The sequence below is a fragment of the Kitasatospora sp. NPDC059722 genome, from assembly GCF_042733235.1.
In the GTDB taxonomy this organism is placed as follows: Bacteria; Actinomycetota; Actinomycetes; order Streptomycetales; family Streptomycetaceae; genus Kitasatospora.
In genome coordinates this window covers 1-4,668 of the sequence record NZ_JBHWGD010000128.1, presented here as the reverse complement: position 1 = coordinate 4,668, position 4,668 = coordinate 1, and the positions used below count along the sequence as shown (strand labels likewise).

Sequence of the window (4,668 nt, the reverse complement as noted above, 5' to 3'; positions counted from 1 at the left end):
GCCGCGTGCCCGGGGGGCCCCCGCCCGGGGGCCCCCCCCGCCCCCCCCCCCCCCCCCGGGGGGGTGTTCACCCCCCCCCGCGCCCCCCTCCCGATCGTCCCCAGCGCGCTGGAGCGCCTGGTCACCCTCTCCGCCTCCGGGGAACAGTCCGACGCCACGGACCGGCTGGCCGACGGGACGGACGTGCCGTGCTTCCAGCCGCGCCCGGAGGTCGGCGACGCGATGCTCTTCGCGCTGCCCGCCGTCGTGCCCCGCTGCATCCTGGTCGTCCGGCTCGACAGCCGGGTGGAGGGCGTCGGCGTCGACCCGCGCCAGCCGCCGCTGACCTGGGAGGTGTGGGACGGCGCGAGCTGGAGCGCCTGCGAGACCGGCACCGACACCACCGGCGGCCTCAACCGGCCCGGCGAGGTGGTGGTGTTCGTGCCCGCCGGGCACACCGCGTCGGTCGTCGCCGGGCGCCGGGCCGCGTGGCTGCGCTGCCGCGTCACCGAGCCCCGGCCCGGCCAGCCGTTCTACTCGGAGTCGCCGACCGTCCGCCGGGCCGAGGTGTTCACCGTCGGCGGCACCGCGACCGCCGTCCACGCCCAGACCGTCACCAGCGCGTCGCTCGGCACCTCCGAGGGCGTCGCCGGCCAGCACTTCCGGCTCGCCCGGCCGCCGGTCCTGCTCGACGGCGAACCGCCCGTCGTCGAGGCCTCGGCCGGCGACGGCTGGCAGCGCTGGACGGTCGTCGAGCACTTCGGCGACTCCGCACCGGCCGACCGGCACGTGGTGCTCGACGCGACCACCGGCGAGTTCCTCTTCCCGCCCGCCGTCCGGGAACCCGACGGCACCCTCCGCTCCTTCGGCGCGGTGCCGCCCAAGGGCGCCCACCTCCGGGTCCCGCACTACCGCACCGGCGGCGGGACGGCCGGCAACGTCGCCCGCGGCACGATCACCGTGCTGCGCAGCTCCGTCCCGTACATCGCCCGGGTGGACAACCGCGAGGCGGCCAGGGGCGGCGTGGACGGCGAGACCGTCGAGAATGCCAAACTGCGCGCCCCGCACCAGCTGCGGCTCCAGGAACGCGCCGTCACCGCCGGGGACTACGAGCTGATCGCCCGCCAGGCCGCGCCGTCCGCCGCCCGGATCACCTGCGTGCCCGGCGGTGGCGAGGCGGGTGCGGTCCGCGTGCTGGTGGTGCCCGACGCGGTCGCCGACGACGGCGACCGGCTGCGCTTCGAGCAGCTGATCCCCGACGAACAGGTCCTGGCCGCCGTCGCGTCGGCCCTCGACGAACGGCGGCTGATCGGCACCCGGGTCGCCGTGCAGCCGCCGACCTACCAGGGCGTCACGGTGGTGGCCCGGCTCACGACCCGCTCCGCGGACCCCGACCGCGTCCGCGACGCGGTGCTCGCCACGCTGTACCGGTACCTCAACCCGCTGCGCGGCGGCGCCGACGGCACGGGCTGGCCGTTCGGGCGGGCGGTGCAGTACGGGGAGGTGTTCGCCGTGCTCCAGCGGGTGGCCGCCGTCACGGGCGTGGAGGAGCTGCGGCTCTTCCCCGCCGACCCCATCACCGGCCGCCGGGGCGCGCCCGCCGAGCGGGTCGAGGTGCCGGCGGACGCGCTGGTCTTCTCCCACCAGCACCAGGTGGTGGTCACGGCGGTGGCCTCCGACGGCGGTGCGTCATGAGTGAGCGCAGCGAGCTCGTCATCGGAAGGTGCGCATGGGTCGAGGCCCCTGCCGAGCGGGGCGAGGCGGACGCATGACGCGTGCCGCCGTCCCGGGTCTGCCGAGCCCGCACCCCATCGGCGAGCTGCTGCCCGCCCTCTTCGCCGACGACGACCTCGCCCAGCGCTTCACGGCCGGCCTGGACACCGTCCTCGCCCCCGTCTTCGCGACGCTGGACAACCTGCCCGCCTACTTCCGGCCCCGCCTCGCGCCGGCCGACTTCCTCGACTGGCTGGCGACCTGGCTCGCGGTGGACGTCGACCCGGCCTGGCCGGACGAGGTGCGCCGCGCGGTGGTCGGGCGCGCGATGGAGCTCCACCGCTGGCGCGGCACCCGGCGCGGGCTCGTCGAGCGGCTGCGGCTGGTGCTGGGCGCCGGCGCCGAGATCACGGACGGCGGCGGCGTCTCCTGGTCGACCGCTCCCGGCGCCGCCCTGCCGCCCGGCGGGGGCGGTGAGGTGCTCGTCCGGGTCTGGCCCCTGAACGGACCGGAACCGGACGCGGAGCAGGTGCTGGCCGTCGTCAGGGCCGGCTGCCCGGTCCACCTGAACTGCCGGGTGGAGATCCTGCCCGGTCCGCCGGGGCTGCCCGGACGAGCGGAGGGCTGACGGATGCCGGTGTGCCCCGAGTGCGGGACGGCCAACGGAGAGGGCGACGACTTCTGCGGCAACTGCGGTGCGTACCTGGGCTGGTCGCGCAGCGCCGCGGCGAAGGCTGCGCCTGCGACGGCCGGGCCCGGGCCTGGGCCTGCGCCCGCGCCTGGGCCCGCGCCGGCGCCTGAGCCCGCGAAGGCCGAGCCCGCGCATGCGCCTGAGCCCACTGAGCCCGAGACGGCCCGCACCGAATCCACCTGGCGGGCGGTGTCGCGACGGGTGACGCGCGCGAGGAAGGAGCAGCCGCCCGCCCCGCAGGCGGAGGTGCCGCCGCTGCCGGTCCCCGAACCCGTCCCCGCCCCCGAACCGTCGCCGGCCGTCGAACCGAAGCGCGCATCGACGCCGGATCCCGCTCCCGCTGTCCCGGCCCCTGCTCCGGCTCCGGCCCCGGCCCCTGCTCCGCAAGCCGACCCGGTCGCCGTCGAGCCCGCCAAACCCCTCCCGGCCCGCCCCGTCGTCCGCCCCTCCGCAGCCGACGAGCTCCCCGACGGCCCGCCCTGCCCCCGCTGCGGCACGCCCAACCTGCCCGACCGCCGCTTCTGCCGCCGCTGCGCCGCACCGCTGACCCCGACTTCGGCCGCACCGAAGCTGCCCTGGTGGCGCACCCGCTGGCCGTTCCGCCGCCGGACGCGGATCGGCGGCTCGGGCAACGCGCTGCGCCGCACCATCGCGCTGCTCGCCCTGGCCGCGCTCGTGATCGCGGCGATCCTGCTGTACCCGGCGGGCCGGCGGGCCTTCGAGGACGTGCGGGACAAGCTCGGCAGCACCGCCGCGATCGCCCCCTCCCGCACCACGGCGAGCGCCGCCGTCGAGGGCCACCCGGCGACGGCCGCCGACGACGGCCTCACCAACACCTACTGGGGAGCACCCGCGGTCGGGGACTCCATCACCTTCGACTTCCGCACCCCGTACCGGCTCGTCGACCTGATCGTCCACACCGGCGGCACCGCGGACCCGCAGCACTTCCAGGAGCAGGCCCGCCCGCTCGTCCTGGCCATGGACGTCACCTCGTCGGACGGCACCGTGCACCGCCGGCAGGTCACGCTCAACGACCAGCCGGGACCGCAGACCGTGGCGACCGGGATCAGCGACGTCACCCAGGTGAGGCTCACCGTCCAGGAGGCCGCCGGCACCGCCCCCGGCCGTCCCATCGCCCTGGCGGAGGTGGAGTTCTTCAAGCGCGCCTGAGCCCCTTCGCCCGCCTATGCCCCGCCGTCGTGCCCGGCCTGGTGGACGTACGGGGTCGTGGTGCTGAGAACCGCGAACCCGAGGCGCTGGAGGATGGGCCGGCTCTGGTCGCTCGCGTCGACCTGGAGGTAGCGGTAGCCGAGGTCGGCGGCGATCCGGGCGCGGTGGGCGACCAGGGCCCGGTAGATGCCCCGGCCCCGCCAGGCGGCGACCGTGCCGCCGCCCCAGAGGCCCGCGAACTCGGTACCCGGGTACAGCTCCATCCGCGCCGAGCACACCGGCACTTCGCCGGCCATCGCGACCACCGTGCCGACCGTCCCGGGGTTCCGGTCGAGCCGGTCGAGCAGCCGCTGCCGCAGCCGGGCACTGCTGGTGCCGAACGCCTGCTCGTGGACCTCGGCGACGAGGTCCACCCCGGCGGCGTCGGTCACCTGGCGAAGGTGCACGCCCTCGGGCAGCGCGGCATCGGTGGGCAGGTCCGCGATGGCGGCGACCATGACCGCCTCCTCCGGCTCCGGCGTGAACCCGGCGGCCCGCAACCGCCGCCCGAGGTCGTCGGGTCGGTCGTGTGCGTACGCCTTCCACTCGAACTCGAGCCCCCGCGCGGTGAAGTAGCGCACCTGCGCGGCGATCGCCGCGTCCGCGCCGGCCTCGTCGAGGTCCGACCAGAGCACGCCGTTCCAGTCGTGCGGTGCGCCGACCTGCCGGAGGACGCCGCCGTCCCGCTCGATCCGGGCACCGGCGCTGTCGGGCTTCGCCTCACGTCGCAGCCGGCGGTCGAACAGGGCGAGCAGTTCTCCATGATCCATCCGCCCACTCCAGCACGGCGCCGACGGGCGCGCCAACGCTTTTCCGCCGGTCGGTGCCCATCTGCTCCGCTCCGCCCGCACCGCGGCCTCGTCGCTGATCGGAGGGCTCTCGCTCCGGCACGACGCCGCGTCCGGCGCCGGAAAATCCGAGGTCATCCCCTGCTTCTTCTGCTTGGATGCGGCCATGAGCGCAGCGGGTCATGGGAGTTCGGCGGGGGACGTGGCGGCGGGCATGACGGCGTTCCGCGACGCGGTCGTCGCGTGGGCGGCCGGTGGGGCCGGTGCGGAACACGCCCCGGAGCTGGG

General features: G+C 76.7%; 4 protein-coding genes and 1 pseudogene. 4 read left to right on the top strand and 1 reads right to left on the bottom strand.

Annotation, left to right across the window (positions count from 1 at the left end; translation table 11 throughout):
* The first annotated feature begins 63 nt into the window (after positions 1-63).
* From ACFV4F_RS39160 to ACFV4F_RS39145, 4 genes and pseudogenes are all read left to right on the top strand, one after another.
* Positions 64-1,674 carry a putative baseplate assembly protein gene (locus ACFV4F_RS39160; protein WP_380510049.1) on the top strand — a complete coding sequence of 537 codons (1,611 nt, stop codon included), beginning with the start codon at positions 64-66 and terminating at the stop codon, positions 1,672-1,674.
* Positions 1,675-1,747: 73 nt separating this feature from the next.
* Complete coding sequence (locus tag ACFV4F_RS39155; RefSeq protein ID WP_380510046.1) at positions 1,748-2,320, top strand: phage tail protein I; 573 nt, start codon at positions 1,748-1,750, stop codon at positions 2,318-2,320.
* A 3-nt stretch (positions 2,321-2,323) separates the two neighbouring features.
* A pseudogene (locus ACFV4F_RS39150) lies at positions 2,324-2,389 on the top strand (zinc-ribbon domain-containing protein); the annotation flags it as partial.
* Between the two features lie 195 nt (positions 2,390-2,584).
* Complete coding sequence (locus ACFV4F_RS39145; RefSeq protein ID WP_380510065.1) at positions 2,585-3,553, top strand: NADase-type glycan-binding domain-containing protein; 969 nt, start codon at positions 2,585-2,587, stop codon at positions 3,551-3,553.
* 14 nt (positions 3,554-3,567) lie between these two features.
* On the opposite strand, the gene ACFV4F_RS39140 is transcribed toward ACFV4F_RS39145, so the two are convergent.
* The gene (locus ACFV4F_RS39140) at positions 3,568-4,362 is read right to left on the bottom strand and encodes a GNAT family N-acetyltransferase (RefSeq protein WP_380510043.1); all 795 of its coding nucleotides are present in this window, start codon (positions 4,360-4,362) and stop codon (positions 3,568-3,570) included.
* Between the last annotated feature and the right edge of the window lie 306 nt (positions 4,363-4,668).